The sequence below is a fragment of the Bifidobacterium sp. CP2 genome (assembly GCF_018555635.1).
Classification (GTDB): Bacteria; Actinomycetota; Actinomycetes; order Actinomycetales; family Bifidobacteriaceae; genus Bifidobacterium; species Bifidobacterium saguinibicoloris.
In genome coordinates, this window is the sequence record NZ_JAFEJX010000011.1 from 1 (window position 1) to 21,997 (window position 21,997).

Consider the following 21,997-nt stretch of genomic DNA (forward strand, 5'->3'; position numbering starts at 1 on the left):
CGCCTGAACACCACGAAGAACGAACACACCAGCCGCCACCGGCAAGGCGAAGCACGCCCACGACAACCAAACAAAACCCGACACATCAACCCCCTACGGAATTGACAAAAACATAGGAACACCCCCCTGCCGCGACGGCTCCGACGCGCGTCGTGAATTCGTCGAGGAACCGCGGCACGTCCACGCCGACGGCCGCGTCGACGGTCTTTTCGGCGGTGTTGAGCCGGTCGTAGTCGCCGATGGTGCGCCCGCGCGTGGGCCCGTCCAGGTCGACTTTGAGGTTGATGGGCAGTGTGGTGACGAGCGTGGGGTCGAGCGCGACGGCCACGGCGAGCGGGTCGTGCAGTCCGCAGCCGCCCATGCCGGGCGCGGTGACCGCGTATGCGCCGATGTAGTAGTCGGTCATGTCGGCGAGGAACCGGCCCGCCGGCGTGCCGGTCTCCCGCCAGCGTGCGGTCTCCCGTTTGGTGAGCAGGGTCTGCATGGTCACGTCGAGTCCGATCATGGTCACATGCGCGCCGGAGCGGAAGATCCGGTCGGCGGCTTCCGGGTCCTGCGCGATGTTCGCCTCCGTCCACGCGTTCACGTTGCCGGGCACGGTGAGTGCGCCGCCCATCATGACGATGCCGCCGACCATGTCCTTGACGCGCGGTTCACGTTCGAGCACGGCGGCGATGGTGGTCATCGCGCCGGTGGGCACGAGCGTGAGGTCCTTGCCGTATGTTTCGGCCGCGTCGATGATGTAGTCGATGGACGATTCGGTTTCGCCTTCGCGCGTGGGGTCCGGGATGCCGACTTCGCCGATGCCGTTGGCGCCGTGGATGAACGCGGAGCCGCGGCTCACGGTGAATGTGCCGTCGCCGCCGTTCGCCTTGTCGGCGGCGATGGGGTGGTCGACGCCCCGGTACACCTTGATTTCCGGATGTCCGAACAGTTCGGTGACGGCGAGCGCGTTGCGCACGCCCTGTGCGACGGTCACGTTGCCGTAGGTGCCGGTGATGCCGATGAGTTCGGCGTCGGGGCTGCCGAGCGCGTAGGCGATGGCGAGCGTGTCGTCGATGCCGGTGTCGAGGTCGAGGATGAGTTTGCGTGTCATGGCGTGTCCCTTTCCGCCGTCGGTTCCCGTTGCCGGCGTCGGTTTCAGGCTATCACCTCCAATCGGCTCTCCCCGTCCGGGGTGATGCGGCTGACGCTGATGCGTTCGGCGATCTGGTCCTTGAGCCAGTCGACGTGGGAGATGATGCCCACGTCGCGGGTGCGGCTGATGTGGCGCAGCATGTCCATCACGTCGGTGAGGTAGTCCTGCGAGAGGGTGCCGAAGCCTTCGTCGACGAACAGCGTGTCCATGCTGATGCCGCCGTTTTCTGCTTGGATGATGTCGGCGAGCGCGAGCGCGAGCGCGAGGGAGACGAAGAATGTCTCGCCTCCGGAGAGGGTTCCGGGGTTGCGTTCCTGTTCGTTGCGCCGGTCGAACACGGTGATGTCGAGTCCGGTCTTCTTGATGCCGGTGGTGGCGGGGGTGTCCTTGAGCCGCAGTTCGTAGACGCCGCCTTGGATGTCGCTCAGGAGTTCGTTGGCGCGGTCGAGCACGTCACGGAACCGTTCGGTGACGGCGTAGGTGATGAGCGTGAGCCGGTTGGCTGCACCCGACGCGGTTTTGTCGCCGTTGGCGAGGGCGGCCATGCGTTCGAGGGGCGCGAACCGTGTGGTCTGTTCCTCCCATTGGCCTGCGAGGTGTTCCATCGTCTCGGCTTGTTTCCTCCACCTTTGCGCGAGTTCGGAGAGCGTTCCGACGCGGCGGCCGGTTTCGTCGGCGTGCCGCTGGGCTTCCTGTACGGAGGCCTCCAATGCGGTCATGTCGATGGCGGCGATCGCCTTCCCCAGTGATGTCGGTTCGCCGGCGTCGGTGTATGCCACCGGCATGCCTCGCGGAACGGCTGTGGGAGCCGTCTCCGGTTCTTTCACTGCTTCCGGTCCTTCCGCCGACCGGCTTGGCATGGCCGTGGCCTGCGCCACGGAGCGTGCTCCTGCCATGTCATCGGCGTATCCGGCGAGGCCGAATGCGAACAGATTCTCCTTGTCTGCGCCGGCGATGGTGTCCCGCAGTTCGTCGCGCGATCTGGCGAGGTTGGCCTCGGCTGCGTGCAGCGCATCCTCGTGGCGGCGGATGCGCTGTTGGAGCGTGGCGCGCTCCCGTTCGTCCAGTCCGGCTGCGACGGCTTCGTCGATGGCGGTGAAATGCTCGCTCTCGTCGAGGGCCTGCTTGAGTTTCGCCTTGAATTCGGCGGTGGTGCGCGCCGCAGCGTCCGCTTGGGCTTGGGCTTGCGTGTGACGACGTTCCGTTTCGGCTCGTTCGTCGATGGTTTGCTTGAGGCGTTGCGCCTCCTGCTTCGCCTGCGTGGCCGCGTCCAGCTGTGCTTGGGCGGCGGCGCGCTCCGCCGCCACCGTCGCCGTGGTGTGGCCTTCGGCTTGTGCGGTCGCTTCCTTCGCGCTCCTGCCGGCTTCCTCGGCTTTCGTCTCGGCGACGGCGAGCGCGGCCTGGGTCTGACGCGCAGCCTCCGTGGCGGTGGCGATGCGTTGTTGGATGCCGCGGAGTTCCTCACGTCGTTCGCGCGCCTCGTCAAGTGCTTTGATGGCGGTTTCGAGTTCTGTGATGCGGCTGCGCGCCTGTTCGATGTCGAGGCCTTCGCCGCGTTCCCGCTGCGATTCGAGGTCCCGTTCGGCGTCGCGCAATGCGGTTCGCGCCTGCTCCGCCTTGGCTTGCTTGACGGTGACGCGTTGCTTCAGCTCGTCGAGTTCCTTGGCGTCTGCCACGTTGTCGGGTACGGTCGCGGGATGGGGATGGTCGATGCTGCCGCACACCGGACAGGGTTCGCCGTCTTCGAGCGAGGCCGCGTATTGGGCGGCTCCCGATTGTCTGATGGCGGCTTCGGCGTTGTCCAGGGTGCGCTGCGCGGCCTGATGCGCGGCTTCCGCTTCGTCGCGCGAGGTTTCGAGCGCGGACATGCCCGCCGTGAGCCGTTCGGCCTGCTGCACGTGGTCGAGCACCCGCTTGGCATGGTCGAGCTGGGCCGTGAGCCCTTGTTCGCCGCCCAGCTGTTCGGCGAGCCGCTGCAGTTCCTGTTCGACGGATTCCGAATCCGGCAGTGCCTCCATCGTCTGCCGTGCCTGTTCCGCCGTGGCGCGGGCTTCGGCGAGTGTCTGCTTCGCCTGCGCATGCCGTGCCTGTGCCTGTTCGGCGGCGTCGATGAGTTGTTCGTGCGCGTCGGCGCGTTCCATAGTGGCGCGGGCCGCCGCATCCCCGGATGCTTCCTTCAGCGCGTGTTCGCGACGGCGTTCGAGTTCGTCCCGGCTGGTCATCCGTTCCAGCTGCCGCTGCAGTTCCTCGGATTGTTCGGCGAGGTTCCGCGCTCTGGCCTGCGCCGACGCGTATTCGCGGTCGAGGTCGATGATCGGCTGCGCTTCGACGGCGCGGGACAGGTTGCGGCGGTCTTGCCCGATGCTCTCCTCATTCGCCTTGATGTTGAGGAGGGCTTGGGTGTCGCGCCGCTCGCGCTCCGCCCCGCCGCGCAATGCCGCGGCGTCCATATGACGTGTCCGCGCCCGGGCGAGTGTCCTCCCGGCCTGCGTGTTCGCCGCTTCGCCGTCATGGATCAGGGTGTCGCATTCGACGTCGATGCCGGCGACGACGTCGCACAGCGCCTCGCGTATCTCATCCGGTTCGCGTGCGGGATAGGCGAGTTTGCGGGCGTCCTCACGGTCCAGTCCCCATCGTGCGTTGGACAGAATCTCCAGATCGTTTCCGTCTGCATGCAGGCCACGTTCCTCGAGGATGCGCGCGGCGGTGGTTCTGGCGTCGGCGATGCCGCCGACGACGCGGATGCCGTCCTGATCCATTCTGGTTTTCATGGCTTTGCGGCGTTCGGCGAGTTCGTTCTGGATGTCCTCGTAGACGGTCGCGCCGAACAGGTTCTCGACGAGTTCGGTGCGTTTCTCGGGGGTCAGCGACAGGAACATGGCGAACTGGCCTTGCGCGAGCATGATGGTGCGCGAGAACTGTTCACGGTTCAATCCGATGATCCGCGTGATCTCCGGGCGTACGTCTCCGGCGCGTGCGGTGATCGCCTCGGCGTGCCCGGCGCCTTCCGCATAGGTGAAATAACGTTCCGGATCGTTGGCCGGCTCGTCGATCAACGCGGCGATGCCGCGGTCGATCCTCATGAGCTTGCCGGTGGCGTTGCGCGGCGTGACGCCTTCCCCACGGGCTTTCGGCTGGTCGTATTTCGGCGTGCGGCGCACCTCGTAGTAGTCGTCGCCGGATTGGAAGATCAAGTCGACGTAGGTTTCGTTACGACTGCCTGCGAGGAACCGGGAGCGGACGCGCTGACCATCTCCGCCCGCGTCGAGCGTGTCCTTCTCGTTGCCGGAGATGTTGCCGTACAGGGCGAACGTCAGACAGTCGAGGATCGTGGTCTTGCCGGCACCGGTCTCCCCGTCAATGAGGAACATGCCGGAACGGGTCAGCGCAGTGAAATCGATGGCGTATTCGCCTTTGTAGGGTCCGAATCCTTGGAATTTCATGGCGATGAGCTTCATGTCTCAGTCCTCCTTCTCCATGCCTTCGGCGGCGACGCCATCAGCATCGCCCGCACCGTTGCCGCCGGCGTATTCGGCGTGCTTCGCCCGCACGGCGCTCACCGCCGATTCCAACACCTTCCGTTCCTCTTCACTAGGCTCCCGGCCGAGTTGATGCCGCACGAACTGGTCGAGCACGTCCATTTCCGAGGTCGCCTTGCGCAGGTCGACGGCACGCCGCCTGATCGCCTCGTCACGGCGCTCATACTTGATGGTCTTCTCCAGGGCATGCGCGTACCGGTCGTCGATCTTCTGGTAGATCCCTTTGGGGAATTCGGAGACATGCACGGTGGCTGACACCCAGTCGTCGTGATGCCGGTCGGCGAGATCGCCCAGGATCTCGTCCACCGTGCCGTCCAGCCGCACGAACGCGGGTTCACCGGATTCCACGTCCACCGTGCGGATGTTCTCCACGCCATGATCGGAGACGTCGAACAGCACCACGCTTTTGCCATTGCCCTCCACCGGCGGCGTGCGGCTTTCGGAGAACGAATAGGCGAGCAGCGATCCGCTGTAGCGGGCCTGCGGCGTGCGGTCGAAGTGGAACATGGACTCTTCGGCAGGTGGGTCGGGCACATTCACCCGCTGTGGGCGATGCAGGTGGCCAAGCGCCAGATAATCGAGCCCGCTGTGAGAGAAGATGCCGGCCGGCACGCTGTCGACGCCGCCCACAGCGATGCCGCGTTCGGAATCGCTGGACGCTGCTCCGGAGACGAACGTGTGCGCCATGAGCACGGCGGCGAGGCCCGGGGCGACCGCACGCCGTTCGGCGAGATCGCGGGTGACGAGTTCCAGGGCGGCGCGCATCATGCCCTCATGCGAACGCGGGATGCGATAGTCGACGCCCGCCTGCTTCAGCAGCAGCTGGAGCGCGGGGCGCGACGCGTCCGGATCGAGGTACGGGAGCGCGTATACGGCGAGCTCCTCGCCGTCGCACGTGACCATCACCGGTTCCGCGATGGAATCGACCTCACAACGCAGGTGCACGTTCGGACGCATCGCACCGGAGCCGACGCCGAGACGGTCCGCGGAATCGTGGTTGCCGGGCGTGACGACGATCTCCAACGGCCGCCCGTCGACTTCAAGCAAGGCGAGCCGGTCGAGCACCGCACCGAACAGACGGACCGACTCGCCGGACGGCGTGGACAGGTCGTACACGTCGCCGGACACGCACAGCACGTCCACATGCTCGCGTTCAATCACGCCGATCAGCCATTCCAACGCCCTGCGCTGGTAGTCGAGCAGACTGACGCCTTTGAATCTGCGCCCGATATGCCAGTCGGAGGTGTGCAGCACTCTCATATCGGCTCCTTTCATTCCACTGGGAGACCACTCGTCACGCCGATGCGCCGAGCGACCACCCATTCCGTTGCTTCATCCACCGTAACCGGACAATCATCGGCCGGTAGATATGTACCGGTTTTTCGCGTCATCGGGTTTCCATCGGACGGCATACGGCGTGTCGCACGTGATGGGAGCAATGTTCCGGATGCTTCTCCACCGAGTCATTCGCCGATGCGTCCCCAATCCTGCAGGGCGAAGCGGGGTGGAATCTCGCCGTTGTTCACGTAACGGTCGATCTCCCACTCCTGCGGGCAGCGGGCCATGACGTCGGCGAGATAGCCGATATTGATCGCGAAGTGGCGCGGACAGTAGTAGAAGGTCTCCACGCTCGTGGCGCCAGGGTCCTTCAAAAGCGCTTTGATATAGTATTCCGGCGTCTCACGGCAGCCGTAGTCACTGTTGCGTTCCATGTCGTACAGGTCGGCGAAGTCGTCGTCCTCGTCGGTGTAGCCGCCGTACTCGTAGACGCAGTGGGGGCGGCCGTCATCGCCGTCGTCCTCGTCGTCGATGGGTGGCAGACCGATGTCGTCGTGCTTGAACTCGTCGAGTAGATCATCCAGGTACAGCACGCCCGGCAGCAGCAGTCCGGGCTTCGCCGCCATCGGCAGGTTCATCGCCGTCAAGGCGCTCATCGCCGTGCTCATCGTGGTCATCATCATTCCCTTTCCGTGTCCTCGTCGCTTACGTTTCGCGCGTCTTCGCGGTACGGTTCACGCGTTCCGCCGGTCGTCGTCACGCGTCACCTCGCGCAGGGTTGCGACGGCGGCACGTTCCTTGGCGAACGCAGGCGTGTCACGCAGGGCGACGAGCCGTCGCAGTTCCCCGCTCCACGTGTCGATGTCCGCACGCAGTTGCGTGTCGGTGTAGCCGGTCTCGGATTCGTAGCGTTCATGCCCGTTGAGGCTGCGATAGTCGTTTGCGGGGTCATGCTCCACGCCGGTGTCCGCGTCGATCGGACGGATGCGGATCGTCATCGCATCCTCCTCTCCCACGATGAGTTCGATGACGGTGCCGACGAATGCGGGCAGCACGATGCCGGTCGTGTGCTCGATGACCGCGAAGCTTCCGCGCAGCGATTCGTCCGGATCGTCGGTGAGCAGGCCGTCACGGCACGCGACATCCAGGTCAAGCACGTCCCACAGCTTGTCCGCGTGCGTGGTGATGGGCGAATCCAGCATGCCCGGCATCGCCTCGCGGAAGCCGATCTTCGCCAACGGCGACGTGACGCCGTTGCATAGGCGATACGCGAGGTAGCGCATGTTGAACTGGCCCCGCGCCGGCGTACGGTCGTCCGTGACCACGCATCCGAGCGTGTCGGTGATGGTGAACGGTTCGATCCACTTGCCGCACCACTCGCCGTTCCCGTCCTGAGGGAACCGGAAGTAGGCCACGTCGAACCTGAGCGGCGTCTCGCGGACGCGTACCCTGAGCAGTCGCTGCACCTGGAGCGCGTTGCCCGGATAGCAGAGTTTGATGCGCGCCAGCCTGCGGTTCGTCCCTGTGGGAATCGGGTGGAAGTGCTTGTTCTTCGACATGTCCAACAGCATGGCGACCGTTCCTTTCCTACCTGCCGGCGATCCGGCTCTTCCGGACCATTCGTGCGTTCTGCACATCTCAACCGGACAAGAGACGAAAACATGCGACACGCCTCGTTTTTCGCTGTTTCTCGAAAAGAGCGCACGTTGTCCGGTTGAACTGTGTGTCCGGCGGGAGACGGCGGACGGCGGGATTCGTCACGACGAGCACGACGATGGAAGGTGACGCGATGAGGGAGGCTCCTCAGACACGACGGGCGGAACGACCGGAGGCGACACGGTTCCTTCCCGACGGCAAGCCACTCATGCGGGCGGTAGACTGGGCGGCAGTCACACCTGTGCAAGGAGGCGGCATGTCCAGGCGGAAGAAGGGCACGGACGACTGGGATAAATCGAAGACCCGTTACTATATCGACGAATATTTCGGAGAGACCCGGCATAAGCCGAAACGCCAGTTCGGGCCGAAAGCGATCGGCTTCATCGCCGCGCGGATTCAGGCAGGGTATAACAAGTACGGTCCCACGCTGCCGGAAGGCGCTCCGACGTCACCCGACGACTGCATGAACGCGTTCTGGGAGAAGAAAGCCGCTTATCTGCACAAGAAGATGCACACCAGCGGGATGAGGAGCGATCAATCGTTCGAATCTTGCGTGACCAAGACCATCAACGGATGGTTCCTCAACCTGTACGCGGAAACCGTTTCCGGCAGAATGCGCGAGGTGGTCCGCGGCCGTCTCAGCAAAGCCAAGGACCGGTTCACCAACGACAATCCCCAACACTACTGGGGCCTGGTCGAAGGACCGGACACCCCGTCCGCAGCACGCGAGATGGACCTGCACAAGGTCGTCTCGCAATATCCCATCGACATCGATCTCGAAAGACTGATGGACCCCAACCGCAAACGCAACGTCAATTATGGCGCAACCGGTCAGATGGAGAATCTGCTGGCGGGCGTGCTCGAAACCGCCGACGGCACGCTGCCGCTCGATATGCTGTTCCATCTCGTCCAATACCGTCTGCCGATGCTGGCGGAAACCACACTGGTCGATATCACGGATGAGGACGGCAATCCGATGGACATCGCCGACGACGCCACTTCCGCGGAGGATATCGTCATCGAAGCAATGACCGACGACGCACGTGAACGGCAGATCAGGTACATCCTCTCACTCCTCGAAGAACACGAACATGATCGGCAATGGGTACGCCGATACATCAGCAAACACCTGGAAGTACGCAGAATGCTTCTCGACCTCGGCATCGACCCGGACGAACGGAAGGCCTGATTACCATGAACAATGCACAGTCCTTTACCGAGCTGCTCGGCATGTACGACCAGCTGAAAGACACCGACACGGAGCTCATCATGCCCAGCGGCGATGATGTCGACTCCCCCGAACGCATCGAACGCCAACTGGCCGAAGGAGTGAAGCGCGGCCAACTGTGGATCGCCGACCAAGGCGACGATTCCCTGTACGTGCTCGTCACGGAGGTGAACGACGATCCGCGCATGGCGACCGTCATCCCCCTGTCGAACGATCTGCATAGCGAGACCGACGATTCGCTCGTCGTCGGCAACACGCCGTTGGACATCGAGATGGTCGCTTGGCCCGGTCTGCAGGCCATCATCCCGGTCCGGCTGCTCTACAAGCCGTTGAAGGAGTTTCCCGAGAGCGCCGTCAAGGCCATCGAGCACGACGACCTGCGGTTCGCGAAGAAGACCGACGCGATCCGCCGCGGCCACGACAACGAGGAGCGCGACTCCCCGTTCGTGGAGAACCGGGAGGACATCACCGCGATCCTGCTCAAGTGGCATGCCATGTGCTTCGACTTGCCGAAGCTGTACGAGGAGGATGAGGATGCGGAGGCTTCCATGACCCCGGAACGTGGCACGTATGCCAAGGCGCTGATCACCGTGCTCCAGCTGCCGTTCGATCAGGTGGACGACGTGCTGGACGGCGTGGTCCCGTTGACGGATGAGCAACGTGCCAGTCTTGCCGACGCCGGCGTGCAGGTGCCGGACGCACCGAAACGCACGTTCCATCTGCCCGCCGATCTTCTGGTCGAAGTGGAACAGCCGGCCTGGCGCCGGGATGCGGACGAGTACGCGCATCGCATGGACGGGGACGCCCGCGTCAATCTGGCACAGGACGCGTTCACGCTTGCGGCACGTCCGAATGGTTACGGTCGTGCAGCCTGGCGCGGAGCATTGCAGGATGCCTACCGCAATCGTCTTGCCGAAGACGACGATCTGGACTGACAACAGCCGGAAAGGAGGGGAACGAGCGACATGGCCAAGCTGTCACGGAAGTGGGTCGTCCGGCAGGCGGACCGGATGCTTGCCGTTGCGCACGAAAGGCATCCGGACACCTTCCTCAAGGATTGTCTTCATGATCCGATGAAGGACATACCCCTGCATTGGAGCGATGAAATCACCATCACAACCTCCAAGGCGTCGTCTGAGGAACGGAACAGCACCACCGGCGAATGCGTCTCTGGATTTTGCCTGCCACAGCACAAGACAGCGGACGGCAAGGCCTTCATCGAGGTGCATACCGTTTTCTATCCCAGAGACTGTTTCACCATTCTCCACGAGCTCGGACACCACCTGCAGAACTCGGACATCGATCTCTTCTGCGCCCTACGCGCCCTTGACGACAAGGCGGATCAGAAACGCGCCGAGGAGGCGGCATGCAACATGTTCGCTTCCAAAGCGTTGATGCCCGATTCACTGATTCCGGAATTGGGCACCCACCGTTGGGATGCCACAGCGGTGGACCGCCTCTTCCATCTCGTCAAGGCATCGCGCGCAGCGACGGCGATACGGATCGCCGGCCTGTTGCCGCCGGGCGCGTGGGTCACGTTCATCGACCAATACGACCGCCCGAAACTGCGCGCGTACTCGGACGGCCACACCGAATACGACGGCATCGAGATCATGCCGGCGGAACAGCTGGTGCTGGATGCGTTCGACGACCGACGTAGGGAACCGTTCAGGAAGTGTCGCCCCGGCGAACACCGTAACGAAATGACCGTTTGCATTACGGACCTCGACAAACCCTGTATCCCGAGCACGCCGCCCGAACACTGCACGCGTATCAGCGTCGCCCTGTCGCCCATGTCGAAAAGCGGCACTTGCACGTTCATCATGGGAGGCCACTGAGGACGGGGCATGCAGCTGCACCGACCCCGCGTCCACGCCACCCGCAGACACCACAAATCAACACAAACGCTAGGATGGGTGGGTACGTTTCTTTCCGACGATTCCATCGAACGACGAGGTGACCGATGACCGTTCCGCAGCGTGTGCTTGACATCATGCACTCCCCCGACCTGTATTTCTGCAACGATCCGGAGATGGACGAGGCGCAGCATGAGCAGATGCGTCTGCTGCACCGACTCAACGCGAGCGAACCGTACAGTGCGGAGCGGGACCGGCTGCTGCACGAGTTCTTCGGCGAGGTGGGCGAGGGCGCGTGGATCGAACTGCCGATTCATGCGAACTGGGGTTGCAACACGCATTGGGGCGCGCACAGCTATGCGAACTTCAACCTCACGCTGGTGGACGACGGCGAGATCTTCATCGGCGAGCACGTGATGATCGGTCCGAACGTGACGATCGCCACCACCGGGCATCCGATCCGCCCGGACCTGCGCGAGCGGGCGGCCCAGTTCTCCGCGCCCGTGCATATCGGACGCAACGCATGGCTGGGCGCGAACGTGACGGTGATGCCGGGCGTGACGATCGGCGAGAACACGGTGGTGGGTGCGTGCAGTCTGGTGACGCACGACCTGCCGGCGAACGTGGTGGCGTTCGGCACGCCGTGCCGCGTGGTGAGGGAGATCGGCGAGAAGGACCGCGACTTCTACCGTCCCGGCATGCGCATCCCGGAAGGCGTCTGACGCGTCCGCCCCGTCCGACCTCCCAGTCCGTCCCGTCCGACAGCCGTTTCCCGCGGGCCGCACTGCGCTGCGGCCCACCTGCGGCAACGGCATCCCCTACAGGATCGTCTCCATACCCACCTTGTATGGCTTCAACCCCATGGCCTCGTAGAACGCCTGGGCGCCGGGATTGCACGACCACACGTTGAGGGTGACGTTGTAGCAGCCGCTCGCCTTGGCGAAGTCGATGACGTGATGGTAGACGGCGGTGCCCACATGCTTGCCGCGAGCCGCCTCGTCGACGCAGATGTCGTCGATGTACAGGGTCGTGATGTCCGTCAACACATGGTTGCCGGGGTGGCGTTGGAACACACAGAACGCGTAGCCGTACAGGGTCGCGTCATCGGCGTCGGCGAACGCGCCGAAGACCGGGCTTTCGTCGTCGGCGACAATCGACGCGAGCTCGTCGTCGGTGTATTTCGTGGCGTTGGGTTTGAACAGGTCGGGCCGTCCGTTGTGATGGACGTCGGCGACCTGACGCAGCAGCCGGTGAAGTTCGGGGACGTCGCGCTTCTCGGCGCGGCGGATGTGCATGTCGTTCATGGCGTTCACCTGCCTTTCGCCTTCGGGGTCCACGCCAGGTCGTTCAACAGGTCGCTCACCCAGTCCATGACCTGTTCGCCGGGCATAGGCTTGTCGCCGAGGGACCCGGCGAACGGCGTGGGGATGATCATCTGGTGGGTGACCGGACGGTACTGGAATCCCTTGTAGATGCGCGACATGCGCATGAGCATGGATTCCGGCGGATCGACGCGTCCCACGCGCAGACGGTTCGACTGCGCGAGAATCTCGGAGATGCCGAGCTTCCTCGCCTTGAACTTCAGGCGGGCCACGCCGAAGAGCATCTCGAACTCCTCGGGCAGCGGGCCGTAACGATCGACGAGCTCCTCGGCGAGGTCCTTGAGGTCCTGCTCGTTCCGCGCGGAGGCGAGCTTGCGGTACGCTTCGAGACGCAGCTTGTCGGAGTCGATGTAGGAGACGGGGATGGACGCCTCGACCGGCAGGTCGATGGACACGTTCACCGGCTCGGCCGCCTTGTCCGGCTCCTTGTACGCCTCGACGGCCTCGGAGACCATGCGTACGTACAGGTCGAAGCCGACGCCTTCGATGTGTCCGGACTGCTGGTCGCCGAGCAGGTTGCCGGTGCCCCTGAGCTCCAGGTCCTTCATCGCCACGTCGAAGCCGCTACCCAACGCCGTGTTCTGCGCGATGGTGGCGAGTCTGTCGTGCGACTGCTGGGTCATCGTCTTGCTCGGGTCGTACAGGAAGTACGCGTACGCGCGTTCACGGCCGCGGCCCACGCGTCCCCTCAGCTGGTGGAGCTGCGAGAGGCCGAATCGGTCGGCGTGGTCCACGATGAGCGTGTTGGCGTTGGAGATATCGAGGCCTGTCTCGATGATCGTGGTGCAGACGAGCACATCGATGTCGCGGTGCCAGAAGTCGCGGATGATCTGGTCGAGCTGCTTCTCGCCCATCTTGCCGTGCGCGATGCCGACCTTCGCCTCCGGCACGAGCGTGTGGATCTTCTCGGCGACGCGCGCGATGTCCTCGACGCGGTTGTGCACGTAGAACACCTGGCCGCCGCGCAGCAGCTCGCGGCGTACGGCCGCGGTCACCTGCGCGTCCTCGTACGCGCCCACGTACGTCAGCACCGGCAGGCGGTCCTCCGGCGGCGTGGCGAGCGTGGACATCTCGCGGATGCCGGTCACGGCCATCTCGAGCGTGCGCGGGATCGGCGTGGCGGAGAGGGAGAGCACGTCCACGTTGGTGCGCAGCGCCTTCAGCGTCTCCTTGTGTTCGACGCCGAAACGCTGCTCCTCGTCGATGATGACGAGGCCGAGGTCCTTGAACTTGATCTTCGGGTTGAGAAGCTTGTGCGTGCCGATGACCACGTCGACGCCGCCTGAAGCGAGCCCCTCGATGGTCTCCTTGATTTCCTTGGGCTTCTGGAAGCGGCTCATCGCCTTGACGGTGACGGGGAAGCCCTCGTAGCGTTCGGTGAACGTTTCATAGTGCTGCTGGACGAGCAGCGTGGTGGGCACGAGCACGGCCACCTGCTTGCCGTCCTGGATGGCCTTGAACGCGGCGCGCACCGCGATCTCGGTCTTGCCGAAGCCGACGTCGCCGCAGATGAGGCGGTCCATGGGGCGCGGCTGCTCCATGTCGTGCTTGACCTCGTCGATGGTGGTGAGCTGGTCGGGCGTCTCCTGGTACGGGAACGCGTCCTCCAGCTCCTTCTGCCACGGGGTGTCCGGTCTGAACGCGAAACCGGGCGTGCGCTGGCGGGCCGAGTACAGTTTGACCAGGTCGTCGGCGATCTCCTTGACGTGTTTGCGCGCCTTCGCCTTGGTGGCGGCCCAGTCGGAGCCGCCGAGCTTGTTGAGTTTCGGCGCTTCGGCGCCGATGTATTTGCTGACCTGGTCGAGCTGGTCGGTGGGGATGAACAGTTTGTCCGCGGGCGCGCCGCGTTTGCTCGGCGCGTATTCGATGACGAGGTATTCGCGTGTGGTCCGGTTCGCGCCGGTGCCGATGGTGCGTTGGCGCATTTCGACGAAGCGGCCGATGCCGTGCTGTTCGTGCACGACGTAGTCGCCCGCCTTGAGTTCCATCAGGTCGATGGCCTTGCGCCGGCGTTTCGGCGTCTTGACGACGCCGACGGCGGACGTACGTCCGGTGAGGTCGCGTTCGGTGAGCAGGGCGACGTGCGCGGCCTTGTCGACGAAGCCGTCGATGGCCTGGGAGCGGATGACGTCGAACCGGGTGATGCCGGTTTCGTTGACGGCGCGTTTGAGGCGTGCGAGCGTGCCTTTCGCCCCGGCGGTGACGGTCACGTGGTATCCGGCGTCGATGAGGCCTTCGATGCCGGCGGCGGCCTTCGATTCGTCGCCGCGGTATTCGGCGGGGTTCTGCGCGTCGATGCGCACGTGGCCGGGACGGCTTTCGTCCACGGAGAATCCGGTCAGGTCGATGACGTCGTGGCCGGTCAGGTGCAGCGAGCGCACGGTCTCCTCGAAGTCGAGGAAGTTGGCCGTGTCGAAGGTGATGGGGGCGCCGGCACCGTGTCCGGAGGCGGCGACGTGCCAGCTGGCGGCGAGGAACTCGTTCGCCGTCTTGGCGAGGTCCTCGGCGGAGCGACGTAGCTTCTCCGGGTCGGACAGGAGGATGACGGCATCCTTCGGCAGCATGGACGAGACGGGTTCCATGTCGTCGATGAGCGCGGGCATGAGGGATTCCATGCCTTCGACGGGGATGGCGTCGGCGATGGAGGCGAGCATGTCCTCGGCGTTGGGGATGGAGCCGATGAGCGACTTGGCGCGGGCGCGGACCTTGTCGGTGAGCTGCAGTTCGCGGCAGGGCGTGGCCCATATGGTCCGGATGCCGTCGCCGTACGTGCGCTGGTCGGAGGCGTGGAACTCCCTGATCTGGTCGACCTCGTCGCCGAAGAATTCGATGCGCACCGGGTGCGGCGCGGTGGGCGGGAACACGTCGAGGATGCCGCCGCGCACCGCGAATTCGCCGCGGTCCATGACGAGGTCGACGCGCGTGTACGCGTTTTCGACGAGTCGTTTCGACGCCTCGTCGAGCGGCAGGTCCTCGCCTTGGGTGAAGACGAGCGGTTCGACGTCCGCGAGGCCGGCGACGACCGGCTGGATGAGGGAGCGCACCGGCATGACGAGCATGCGGATGGGACCGAACATCGGGTCCGTGGCGCTTGGATGCTTCAGTCTCCGGAACACGGCCATGCGGCTGGCGACGGTGTCGGCGCGCGGGCTCAGCCGTTCGTGCGGCAGCGTCTCCCACGCCTCGAGCTGGGCGATGTCGCCCGGATCGCCGTCGTACCAGGAGCGCAGGGCGCCGACGGTCTCCTCGGCCTCGCGGCCGGAGGCGACGACGAGCACGACGGGCCGTCCCGCCTGTCCATCCACGCCTTGGGCGATGGCCGCAGCCAAAGCGAGGCGGACGCCTTCGGGTGCGCCGACGACGACGGAGCCGTCGATGTCGTCGGTCTCGTCGACGTCGCCCGTCGCGACCCTACGGAAGGCAGGGTCGCGCAGGAGCGCGTCGAGGACGCCGGCGAGCGCGCCGTTCACCGGGTCAGGGCCGGTCGTCTCAGCGGCCATTGAACTTCTCCTGGGTCTTAGCGAGTCCGTTGAAGATGATGTCCTCGGCGGCGTCGGCGCCGTCGGCGAGGAAGTCGGGCAGCTGCTTGCGCTGGTCGGGGCCGAAGCCGCCGAGCACCCAGTTGATGGTGTTGTCGTGCGCGTTGGCGCCGCGGCGCGCATGCCCCACGCCCATGCGCACGCGCGCGTACTTGGGCGTGTTCAGGGAGCGGTCGATGGATTTGATGCCGTTGTGGCCGCCGGCGGAACCGCCCGCCTTGACCTTGATGCGGCCGAAGTCGAGGTCCATGTCGTCGTGGATGACCACGATGTGGTCGGGCTGGATCTGGTAGTAGGCGCTGATGGAGGCGACCGCGTTGCCGGATTCGTTCATGTAGGTGAGCGGCTTGGCGAGGAAGAACTTCACGTTGCGGCTGTTGAGGTTCATCACGCCCTTGCCGAGCATGGCGAGCCCCTTGTGGTCGGCGAAGTGGACCGACCAGCGTTCGGCGAGCACGTCCGCCGTCATGAAGCCCATGTTGTGCCGGGTGTCCTCATACTTCTTGCCGGGGTTGCCGAGGCCCACGATCAGCCAGAAATCCGATGCCATATGCGTTGCTCCTTACTGCGCCTTACTCGTTTTCGACCGAACAGATTGTACCCACCGACGCCGTCAACATCCGTTCCCCGCCGCCTCCGCCGTCTGGGACCTTCACGTCTTCCGCCCTTCGGCAAGCAACGAACGGCATCGCACCGCATCCATCGCCGGCACTTTGGCATGACGGAACGCTGCCGCATCCCTGGTGACGATGACGTCGGCGGCATTGTCCTCGGCGATGGCGCGAACAAGCCCGTCCTCGAAATCCGGTTCATCGGATTCGTAGGACATACGGGCGTGACGCGCCAGCAACGGGCATACGTCGAACAGTTCCATCAGCGTGCCGATGTCCTTGCGGGCGTCCCGTTCGTCACCGTAATGACGCCGCAGCACGTAATAGACGTCGTTGAGCGACGACACCGCGATCAGAAGCTCCACATCGGCCCGGGAAGCGCAATCCAGAAGCAGATCCACGCACTGGCCGTGGAACGGGACTCGGGCGTCGTTGCAGAAGTCCAGCAGCACATTGGTGTCGAGCAGCAGCTTCATGCCGCCCCCTCCCCGAACCTGGCCATACGTTCACGCGCGAGCAGCTCCTCGTCGGAGGTCCCGTCCTTCACCGCCGGCAGATGCCGATTGGCGAAATATTCGATGATCTCCAGTTTCCGCCGACGCTCGCGCTCTTCCATCAGGGCAAGCGTCGCCTTCTCGAACTCGGGCAGCTCACCCGTATCGGCCATATAGTCGGTCAGGTCCCGTATCAAATCCGAATACGTGCGCCCGTTACGCTTTAGCACCTTCTCGGCGTCGCGCTTCCTGTCGGCATCGACACGCGCCGTCACCATCGCCGTGGTCATGCGCATCACCTCCGGAACCAAGTCGTATTACAGTAATACAACTATCGCCGAAGAGCGGGACAGCACATCCCCAGCCTCCCTGATCGCACTCCTCCCCGGAACCCGCTCATCCAATCCCGTATCGCATTCCATGCAGGACTTCTTGGTCACAGGTCCAGATACCAGTAGGACATGTCGTGCATCATGCCGGTCGCGTCGGTGGCGGCGGCGGGCAGGAGGCCGAACCGGCTGAAGCCGAACCGGCGCATCAGGGCCGTGGAGCCGTCGTTGTCGGCGAAGATCACGCCGATGGCCTTGCGCATGCCGCGTCCACGCGCCTCGTCGAGAAGCCGGCCCAGCAGGAACGTCCCCACTCCCCTACGACGCCAGGCGGGCGCGATGTAGTACGCGAGGTCGGTCACACCGTCGTATCCGGCGCGGTCGTAGAACACGGACAGCGCGCCGAACGCCACCACCTCGCGGATGCCCGCGTCGGACTCGGCATCGACGCCGGACACCGCCTCGACGACGAACACGCCGTACGGGGGCTTGTGCGACGCCACCCACGCACGTCGCTGCTCCGGCGTGCGCGGCGTCAGATCGGCGGTGGATCCGCCCTCCACCACGGACGCGTTGTAGATGTCGGTGATGGCGGGCAGATCCCGCACCCCCGCGGCTCTGAACAGGTAATCGGACATGAAACCCAAGCATATCAACGGTTTTGAACGCCATATAAACAGAAGGTATGCGACGCGCGGCCACGGCGCCTCCATGCCGCTGTACATTCGGGAGCACGACGCGCGGAAGGGCGCGGGCCGAAGCCATCGGCCCGCGGGGCGTCGACCGATCGTCCACGCGCGAGCCACCCGAACCACCCGAACCCACTTGAAAGAAGGCACACGCCATGACCGACACGGCATCCAGCGGCTACGACGAATACCACGATCCGAAATACGCGTACGTACCCGGCGGCGCATACCCGACGCTCGAGGCGAAGACGCCGGACGACTATCTCGCGTCGGCGCTGCGCGCCGAACGCTACATCGCCTCCCGGCAGCGCGAGGACGCGGACGGCCTCCACTGGACGCCCGACGAGGAAGGCGACAACGTCTGCCTCACCCTGTATGCCGGCTCGGCCGGACTGGCGTTCCTCTACAGCCAGCTCGCCCGCATCACCGGAAACGACGACTACCGGGACATCGCCATCCGGGCCGCCAGGCACGTCGCCGCGCACTGGAAGGACATCGTCGGCGTGCACACCCATGTGTTCACGCACGACACCAGCACCATGCCCAGCTACGAGGTGGCCGAGGTGGGCGCCGCCGCCGAGGTGCTGCTCGACCTGGGCGAACGCTATGACGTCCCGGACCTCGTCGAGACGGCGAAGACCATCGGCCATTGGTACGCGGACACCGCGCAGCGGGACGAGCACGGCGCGTACTGGACCGGCACCACCCCGCTCACCTTCGACGGCGGCGTCATCCTCTACCTCATCCGTCTGGCGCGCAGCGTCCACGAGGAATGGCTGGACACGCTGCTGCGCGACGCCGCCGAATGGTTCCTCGCCCAAGGCGACCCGGCCGGCGAAGACGGGCTTAAGTTCAACGGCTACAAGACGTTCCGCACCTACGAAACGCTGAACTTCGCGTACGGCACGTCCGGCTCCGGCTACCTGCTCACGCTCCTGTACGACGCGCTCGGCGACGAGCGCTACCTCGAGGCGGCCAAGGCGTGCGAACGCTACCTCGCAACGCAGTTCATCCCGCAGGAGAAGGGCGCGCTGCTGCCCTACCTGCTGAACGGCGACGAACCCACGTTCTACTATCTGGGCCACTGCCACGGCCCGGCCGGCACGTCGAAGTTCTACTACCGTCTGTATGAGGAGACCGGCGACGAACGCTACCTCAAGGTCATCGAGGACATGGTCGACGGCCTGGAATCCTGGGGCGCGCCGGAACACATGTCCAAGGGCCTGTGGAATACGCCGAACCAGTGCTGCGGCGTGGCGGGCCTCGCGCAGTTCTTCATCGGCCTGTACGCGGCGGACGTGAACGGGCACCGCGCACGCTGGAAGAAGCTGGCCGAGCGCACCGCGGCCGTGCTGCTCGGGTGGGAGTATCGTCGCCAGGACGGCTCCTCAGACTGGCCCGTGGCGTGGCGCCGCGTCTGCCCGAAGGATATCGGGCCGCGCATCGGCCTGATCGACGGCACCGCCGGCGTGGCCGCCGTGCTGCTGCAGCTGTACACGCTCGAGCACGGCGAATACGAGTGGCCGCGCTTCGTCAACGATCCGTTCCCCGCACGCGCCGTCACCACGTTCAAGGAGTAACGTCCGCACGGACGGCGGCTGCCCTGCCCTACCGGACGCGGCGACGGCCACATACACGTGTGCCGGTATGCCGGGAAACCTTCGGCATACCGGCACACGCATGTCCGGACGCGATGCCGGACCGGACGGCGAACGTACGCCATCCCACGCAACCGGACCGGACGGCGACCGCCCTGCCCTACCGCTCGTCCATCGGCACGTAGTCGCGTTCCGTGGCACCGGTGTACACCTGACGCGGACGGCCGATCTTCGTGGCCGGGTCGGCCAGCATCTCGCGGTACTGGGCGATCCAGCCGGGGATGCGGCCCAACGCGAACAATGTGGTGAACATGGCCGGGTCGAAGCCGATGGCGCGATAGATGAGCCCGGTGTAGAAGTCGACGTTCGGATAGAGGTGACGCTCCACGAAATAGTCGTCGTGCAGCGCGATGTCCTCCAGTTCGATGGCCACGTCGAACAGGGCGCGCTCGTCCGCCGGCAGCTTGATGGTGTCCTCGCGGTCCATGATCTTCTGCAGATACTTCTTGGCGATGGCGGCGCGCGGATCGTACGACTTGTACACGCGGTGGCCCAGACCGGAGATGCGGTGGCCCTCGCGCTTCGCGTCCTCGACGAACTCGCGCACCGACTTGCCGGAATCGCGGATCGCCTTCAACTGACGCAGCACGGCCTCGTTCGCGCCGCCGTGCAACGGGCCGGACAGGGCGTTCACGCCGGCGGCGACCGCCGAATACAGGTTGGCGTGCGCGGAGCCGGCGATGCGCACCACGGACGTGGAGCAGTTCTGCTCATGGTCGGCGTGGATGATGAGCAGACGGCCCAGCGCGTGCACGTACAGCGGATCGGATTCGAACGGCTCGTACGGCACGGCGAAGCACATCCTCAGAAAATCGTCCACGTAGCCGCGCGCGTAGTCCGGGTAGAGCATCGGCTCGTCACGCCGGCGACGGAAGATGTAGGAGACGATGGTGCGTACCTTCGCCATGATGATGATGGCGGATTCGTCGAGCTGGTCGAAGTCGGTGATGTCCGTGGTGTCCGGGTAGAAGGTGGCAAGCGCGTTGACGGCGGAGGCGAGCACGCTCATCGGATGCGCGGTGCGCGGGAACGAGCCCATGAACGTGCGAAAGTCCTCGCCCACCATGGTGCGGTGGTTGATGTCGGAGACGAATTTCTCATACTGCTCCTTGTTGGGCAGTTCGCCGTGGCGCAGCAGCCAGGAGACCTCAAGGAAGTCGGATTCCTCGCACAGCTGCTCGATGGGATAGCCGCGGTAGCGCAGGATGGAGTGCTGGCCGTCGATGTATGTGATCTTCGATTCGCATTGCGCGGTGGTGAGGAATCCCGGATCGAGCGTGACCCAACCGTCATTGCGCAGCTTGGAGACCACGATGCCGTCGGGGCCGGCCGAGGCCTTCACCACCGGCAACGTGTATTTGCTATCGTCCACATTCAGCTGTGCTGTGGCCATGGATACCTCGTTCCTGTCAAGTGTTGCCGGTCACATTAGACCGCCTGTGTTACCGCCACGGGTTCATGGTCGATACGCGGTCACGGGTACGCGGGTGCGCTGGTGCACGCGGACCTGCACGGGGCGTCGCGTGGAGGCTGGCGTGCGGAACCGCACGGAAGACGCGAAGGCCGGCGTGCGCCCCATCGTAACAACGTGGGATGCACGCCGGCCTTCGGCGTCTCATACGGCGGGAACGCGGAGCGGCGTCGAGTACGCCGCCCGTCGCGCGTCACTCGTCGCGCGTGGTGAGGATGACGGGACCGTTCTCGGTGATGGCGATCGTGTGCTCGCTGTGGGCGCCGCGGGAGCCGTCCTCGGCGCGCAGGGTCCAGCCGTCCTTCGGATCCTGGTAGATCTCGTCGGTGGTCTTGAGGAACCACGGTTCGATGGCGATGACGAGGCCCGGACGCAGCTTGTAGCCGTGGTGCGCCTTGCCGTCGTTCGGCACGTGCGGGTCGCCGTGCATGATGTGGCCCACGCCGTGGCCGCCGAACTCGAGGTTGATCGGGTAGCCGTATTCGCGGGCGATGTCGCCGATGGTGGAGGACACGTCGCCCAGACGGTTGCCGGGTTGCGCGGCCTCGATGCCGGCGGCGAGCGCTTCCTCGGTGCACTTGATGAGGCGCAGGTCCTCCGGATCCTTGTCCTTGCCGACCACGAAGCTGATGGCCGAATCGCCCACCCAGCCGTCGACGCTGATCGCGAGGTCGAGGGAGACGAGGTCGCCGTCCTTGAGGTTGTAGTCGTAGGGGACGCCGTGGAGCACCGCGTCGTTGACGGAGGTGCAGATGTAGTGGGCGAACGGTCCGGTGCCGAAGTCGGGCGCGTAGTCCACGTAGCAGGATTCGGCGCCCTTGCGGTCGACGATCTTCTTGTGGACGAATTCGTCGATGTCGAGCAGGTTGGTGCCGACCTTCGTGTATTCCTTCAGCTCGCGCAGGATGGAGCCGACGAAGCGGCCGGCGGGCTTCATCTCCTCGATCTCACGAGGGGTCTTCAGTTCGATCATGGGGTGTTCCAGATTCTTTCTACCTTGATCCGGCGGGCCGATGCCCTACCGGGAATGGTTCTCACGATAGTGCGTCGTATCGTCAAATCGGCCCGCGTATGCGAAACGGGGACCGGCGGAAGGCCGGCCCCCGTTGGGGTCATGCGCGCGTCGCGG

General features: G+C 65.0%; 18 protein-coding genes. 5 read left to right on the forward strand and 13 right to left on the reverse strand.

What is annotated here, in order from left to right:
• Positions 1-85: 85 nt before the first annotated feature.
• The 5 genes from JS531_RS08685 to JS531_RS08705 all read right to left on the reverse strand — a co-directional run bounded on the left by JS531_RS08685 (position 86) and on the right by JS531_RS08705 (position 7,526).
• Positions 86-1,096, reverse strand: coding sequence for a nucleoside hydrolase (locus JS531_RS08685; protein WP_214315140.1), 1,011 nt, complete (start codon positions 1,094-1,096; stop codon positions 86-88).
• Positions 1,097-1,140: 44 nt separating this feature from the next.
• Positions 1,141-4,596, reverse strand: coding sequence for an SMC family ATPase (locus JS531_RS08690; protein WP_214315142.1), 3,456 nt, complete (start codon positions 4,594-4,596; stop codon positions 1,141-1,143).
• 3 nt (positions 4,597-4,599) lie between these two features.
• Positions 4,600-5,937 carry an exonuclease subunit SbcD gene (sbcD, locus tag JS531_RS08695; RefSeq protein WP_214315143.1) on the reverse strand — a complete coding sequence of 446 codons (1,338 nt, stop codon included), beginning with the start codon at positions 5,935-5,937 and terminating at the stop codon, positions 4,600-4,602.
• Between the two features lie 203 nt (positions 5,938-6,140).
• Positions 6,141-6,638 carry a hypothetical protein gene (locus tag JS531_RS08700; protein WP_214315145.1) on the reverse strand — a complete coding sequence of 166 codons (498 nt, stop codon included), beginning with the start codon at positions 6,636-6,638 and terminating at the stop codon, positions 6,141-6,143.
• 51 nt (positions 6,639-6,689) lie between these two features.
• Positions 6,690-7,526: a hypothetical protein gene (locus JS531_RS08705; protein ID WP_214315147.1), complete on the reverse strand. Its 837-nt coding sequence runs from the start codon at positions 7,524-7,526 to the stop codon at positions 6,690-6,692.
• 341 nt (positions 7,527-7,867) lie between these two features.
• Here JS531_RS08705 and JS531_RS08710 point away from each other — a divergent pair, with 341 nt between their 5' ends.
• The 4 genes from JS531_RS08710 to JS531_RS08725 all read left to right on the forward strand — a co-directional run bounded on the left by JS531_RS08710 (position 7,868) and on the right by JS531_RS08725 (position 11,417).
• Positions 7,868-8,800, forward strand: coding sequence for a hypothetical protein (locus tag JS531_RS08710; protein ID WP_214315149.1), 933 nt, complete (start codon positions 7,868-7,870; stop codon positions 8,798-8,800).
• 5 nt (positions 8,801-8,805) lie between these two features.
• Positions 8,806-9,774, forward strand: coding sequence for a hypothetical protein (locus JS531_RS08715; RefSeq protein ID WP_214315151.1), 969 nt, complete (start codon positions 8,806-8,808; stop codon positions 9,772-9,774).
• A 30-nt stretch (positions 9,775-9,804) separates the two neighbouring features.
• Positions 9,805-10,677 (forward strand): ImmA/IrrE family metallo-endopeptidase, encoded by an 873-nt coding sequence (locus JS531_RS08720; protein WP_214315153.1) that lies wholly within the window; start codon positions 9,805-9,807, stop codon positions 10,675-10,677.
• A gap of 125 nt (positions 10,678-10,802) precedes the next feature.
• Complete coding sequence (locus JS531_RS08725; protein WP_214315154.1) at positions 10,803-11,417, forward strand: sugar O-acetyltransferase; 615 nt, start codon at positions 10,803-10,805, stop codon at positions 11,415-11,417.
• 96 nt (positions 11,418-11,513) lie between these two features.
• On the opposite strand, the gene JS531_RS08730 is transcribed toward JS531_RS08725, so the two are convergent.
• From JS531_RS08730 to JS531_RS08755, 6 genes are all read right to left on the reverse strand, one after another.
• Positions 11,514-11,999 (reverse strand): GNAT family N-acetyltransferase, encoded by a 486-nt coding sequence (locus JS531_RS08730; protein WP_214315156.1) that lies wholly within the window; start codon positions 11,997-11,999, stop codon positions 11,514-11,516.
• Positions 12,000-12,004: 5 nt separating this feature from the next.
• The gene (mfd, locus tag JS531_RS08735; protein WP_214315158.1) at positions 12,005-15,577 is read right to left on the reverse strand and encodes a transcription-repair coupling factor; all 3,573 of its coding nucleotides are present in this window, start codon (positions 15,575-15,577) and stop codon (positions 12,005-12,007) included.
• Positions 15,567-16,166 (reverse strand): aminoacyl-tRNA hydrolase, encoded by a 600-nt coding sequence (pth, locus tag JS531_RS08740; RefSeq protein ID WP_214315161.1) that lies wholly within the window; start codon positions 16,164-16,166, stop codon positions 15,567-15,569. The genes mfd and pth overlap by 11 nt, the downstream gene beginning before the upstream one ends.
• A 102-nt stretch (positions 16,167-16,268) precedes the next feature.
• Positions 16,269-16,703: a PIN domain-containing protein gene (locus JS531_RS08745; protein ID WP_214315162.1), complete on the reverse strand. Its 435-nt coding sequence runs from the start codon at positions 16,701-16,703 to the stop codon at positions 16,269-16,271.
• Entirely contained in the window at positions 16,700-17,011 is a 312-nt protein-coding gene (locus JS531_RS08750) for a type II toxin-antitoxin system RelB/DinJ family antitoxin (protein ID WP_214315163.1), read from the reverse strand. The genes JS531_RS08745 and JS531_RS08750 overlap by 4 nt, the downstream gene beginning before the upstream one ends.
• Positions 17,012-17,157: 146 nt before the next feature.
• Positions 17,158-17,688 (reverse strand): GNAT family N-acetyltransferase, encoded by a 531-nt coding sequence (locus tag JS531_RS08755; RefSeq protein ID WP_214315165.1) that lies wholly within the window; start codon positions 17,686-17,688, stop codon positions 17,158-17,160.
• A 206-nt stretch (positions 17,689-17,894) separates the two neighbouring features.
• On the opposite strand from JS531_RS08755, the gene JS531_RS08760 reads away from it, so the two are divergent.
• Positions 17,895-19,319: a lanthionine synthetase LanC family protein gene (locus tag JS531_RS08760; protein WP_214315167.1), complete on the forward strand. Its 1,425-nt coding sequence runs from the start codon at positions 17,895-17,897 to the stop codon at positions 19,317-19,319.
• 178 nt (positions 19,320-19,497) lie between these two features.
• On the opposite strand, the gene JS531_RS08765 is transcribed toward JS531_RS08760, so the two are convergent.
• Both JS531_RS08765 and map read right to left on the reverse strand, forming a co-directional pair.
• Entirely contained in the window at positions 19,498-20,790 is a 1,293-nt protein-coding gene (locus JS531_RS08765; RefSeq protein WP_214315169.1) for a citrate synthase, read from the reverse strand.
• Between the two features lie 271 nt (positions 20,791-21,061).
• Entirely contained in the window at positions 21,062-21,841 is a 780-nt protein-coding gene (map, locus tag JS531_RS08770; protein ID WP_214315170.1) for a type I methionyl aminopeptidase, read from the reverse strand.
• Positions 21,842-21,997 lie beyond the last annotated feature (156 nt).

Coding starts and splice junctions, on each gene's coding strand:
- JS531_RS08685 (WP_214315140.1), bottom strand. CDS start 1,096: ATGACACGCAAACTCATCCTCGACCTCGACACCGGCATCGACGACACG.
- JS531_RS08690 (WP_214315142.1), bottom strand. CDS start 4,596: ATGAAGCTCATCGCCATGAAATTCCAAGGATTCGGACCCTACAAAGGC.
- sbcD (WP_214315143.1), bottom strand. CDS start 5,937: ATGAGAGTGCTGCACACCTCCGACTGGCATATCGGGCGCAGATTCAAA.
- JS531_RS08700 (WP_214315145.1), bottom strand. CDS start 6,638: ATGATGATGACCACGATGAGCACGGCGATGAGCGCCTTGACGGCGATG.
- JS531_RS08705 (WP_214315147.1), bottom strand. CDS start 7,526: ATGCTGTTGGACATGTCGAAGAACAAGCACTTCCACCCGATTCCCACA.
- JS531_RS08710 (WP_214315149.1), top strand. CDS start 7,868: ATGTCCAGGCGGAAGAAGGGCACGGACGACTGGGATAAATCGAAGACC.
- JS531_RS08715 (WP_214315151.1), top strand. CDS start 8,806: ATGAACAATGCACAGTCCTTTACCGAGCTGCTCGGCATGTACGACCAG.
- JS531_RS08720 (WP_214315153.1), top strand. CDS start 9,805: ATGGCCAAGCTGTCACGGAAGTGGGTCGTCCGGCAGGCGGACCGGATG.
- JS531_RS08725 (WP_214315154.1), top strand. CDS start 10,803: ATGACCGTTCCGCAGCGTGTGCTTGACATCATGCACTCCCCCGACCTG.
- JS531_RS08730 (WP_214315156.1), bottom strand. CDS start 11,999: ATGAACGACATGCACATCCGCCGCGCCGAGAAGCGCGACGTCCCCGAA.
- mfd (WP_214315158.1), bottom strand. CDS start 15,577: ATGGCCGCTGAGACGACCGGCCCTGACCCGGTGAACGGCGCGCTCGCC.
- pth (WP_214315161.1), bottom strand. CDS start 16,166: ATGGCATCGGATTTCTGGCTGATCGTGGGCCTCGGCAACCCCGGCAAG.
- JS531_RS08745 (WP_214315162.1), bottom strand. CDS start 16,703: ATGAAGCTGCTGCTCGACACCAATGTGCTGCTGGACTTCTGCAACGAC.
- JS531_RS08750 (WP_214315163.1), bottom strand. CDS start 17,011: ATGACCACGGCGATGGTGACGGCGCGTGTCGATGCCGACAGGAAGCGC.
- JS531_RS08755 (WP_214315165.1), bottom strand. CDS start 17,688: ATGTCCGATTACCTGTTCAGAGCCGCGGGGGTGCGGGATCTGCCCGCC.
- JS531_RS08760 (WP_214315167.1), top strand. CDS start 17,895: ATGACCGACACGGCATCCAGCGGCTACGACGAATACCACGATCCGAAA.
- JS531_RS08765 (WP_214315169.1), bottom strand. CDS start 20,790: ATGGCCACAGCACAGCTGAATGTGGACGATAGCAAATACACGTTGCCG.
- map (WP_214315170.1), bottom strand. CDS start 21,841: ATGATCGAACTGAAGACCCCTCGTGAGATCGAGGAGATGAAGCCCGCC.